The following is a 2245-nucleotide window of genomic DNA, read 5'->3' on the forward strand; positions in this document are numbered from 1 at the left end:
TCTAGAATTTCCTTTTTTTAAGTTAAATAGTAGTCCCGGGCAGACTCGAACTGCCGACCCCTACATTATCAGTGTAGTACTCTAACCAGCTGAGCTACGAGACTCTGTTTTACTTAATTTTTCATTATGTTTTAAATTAACAGCAAGAGTAATACAATCTCCAATTCAGAATCCTATAAATAATCATCTTCTTTCCTCAACGTGTGCAAGCACTAACATTTGAGGCTCTAGAAAGGAGGTGTTCCAGCCGCACCTTCCGGTACGGCTACCTTGTTACGACTTAGCCCTAGTTACCAGTTTTACCCTAGGCAGCTCCTTGCGGTCACCGACTTCAGGCACCCCCAGCTTCCATGGCTTGACGGGCGGTGTGTACAAGGCCCGGGAACGTATTCACCGGATCATGGCTGATATCCGATTACTAGCGATTCCAGCTTCACGGAGTCGAGTTGCAGACTCCGATCCGAACTGTGACCGGTTTTATAGATTCGCTCCTGGTCGCCCAGTGGCTGCTCTCTGTACCGGCCATTGTAGCACGTGTGTAGCCCAAGGCGTAAGGGCCGTGATGATTTGACGTCATCCCCACCTTCCTCACAGTTTGCACTGGCAGTCTTGTTAGAGTTCCCGACTTGACTCGCTGGCAACTAACAACAGGGGTTGCGCTCGTTATAGGACTTAACCTGACACCTCACGGCACGAGCTGACGACAACCATGCAGCACCTTGTAAATTGTCTTGCGAAAGATCTGTTTCCAAACCGGTCAATCTACATTTAAGCCTTGGTAAGGTTCCTCGCGTATCATCGAATTAAACCACATGCTCCACCGCTTGTGCGGGCCCCCGTCAATTCCTTTGAGTTTCATTCTTGCGAACGTACTCCCCAGGTGGGATACTTATCACTTTCGCTTAGCCACTGAGATTGCTCCCAACAGCTAGTATCCATCGTTTACGGCGTGGACTACCAGGGTATCTAATCCTGTTCGCTCCCCACGCTTTCGTCCATCAGCGTCAATCAATTAGTAGTAACCTGCCTTCGCAATTGGTATTCCATGTAATCTCTAAGCATTTCACCGCTACACTACATATTCTAGTTACTTCCTAATAATTCAAGTTCAGCAGTATCAATGGCCGTTCCACCGTTGAGCGATGGGCTTTCACCACTGACTTACTAAACCGCCTACGGACCCTTTAAACCCAATGATTCCGGATAACGCTTGGATCCTCCGTATTACCGCGGCTGCTGGCACGGAGTTAGCCGATCCTTATTCTTACGATACCGTCAAGCTGCTTCACGAAGCAGTGTTTCTTCTCGTACAAAAGCAGTTTACAATCCATAGGACCGTCATCCTGCACGCGGCATGGCTGGATCAGGCTTGCGCCCATTGTCCAATATTCCTCACTGCTGCCTCCCGTAGGAGTCTGGTCCGTGTCTCAGTACCAGTGTGGGGGATCTCCCTCTCAGGACCCCTACCCATCGTTGCCTTGGTAAGCCGTTACCTTACCAACTAGCTAATGGGACGCATGCTCATCTTTTACCGTTGTGACTTTAATTATTAAGTGATGCCACTCAATAATACTATGAGGTATTAATCCAAATTTCTCTGGGCTATCCCTCTGTAAAAGGTAGATTGCATACGCGTTACGCACCCGTGCGCCGGTCTCTATATCCGAAGACATATACCCCTCGACTTGCATGTGTTAAGCCTGCCGCTAGCGTTCATCCTGAGCCAGGATCAAACTCTTCATCGTATATTTTAATATTATATTGCGATGATTTATCTATCGGTTCTTTTCGAATCTTACGATTCTATTACTCTTATTTTATTTGTTTTGAAATCTCTTTCAAAACGGCTGTCAATTCAATATGTCTACGAACGTGTATTTCTTTATTTTCTCCGCCTTAATTTGTTCCTCAAAGCGGGTGCAAAACTAAAAATTTATTTTGTTTCTCGCAAGAAAAATTTAAAAAATTTTGAAACTTTTTTTTCGTTCCCTTTTTCTCATTTCTCTTACCAATCTTTCAAATAACTTTCCACGTTTTGCGGGGTGCAAATGTAATATCCGTTTTCCATTCTCACAAGCTTTTTCTAATCTTTTTTTTTGAAAATTTCTTCTCTCAATAATTAAAACTCTTGTCAGTATTTCGGTGAACGTTTATCGCTGTTGCGGGTGCAAAAGTACCACCTTTATTCAGTTAAACAAGCTTTTTAACCGCCTTTTTTTACTCTTTTTTCAATCTTTTTCTTAAC

The 2245-nt window shown here is 44.5% G+C and carries 1 tRNA gene and 1 rRNA gene; both read right to left on the reverse strand.

The annotated features are described in order from the left end of the window. Positions 1–30: 30 nt before the first annotated feature. Positions 31–104 (reverse strand) — tRNA-Ile (locus BOW55_RS20580). Positions 105–231: 127 nt separating this feature from the next. Further along, positions 232–1745: ribosomal RNA gene (locus BOW55_RS20585) — 16S ribosomal RNA — on the reverse strand. Between the last annotated feature and the right edge of the window lie 500 nt (positions 1746–2245).

This window comes from Flavobacterium sp. YO12 (genome assembly GCF_004119495.1).
GTDB lineage: Bacteria > Bacteroidota > Bacteroidia > Flavobacteriales > Flavobacteriaceae > Flavobacterium.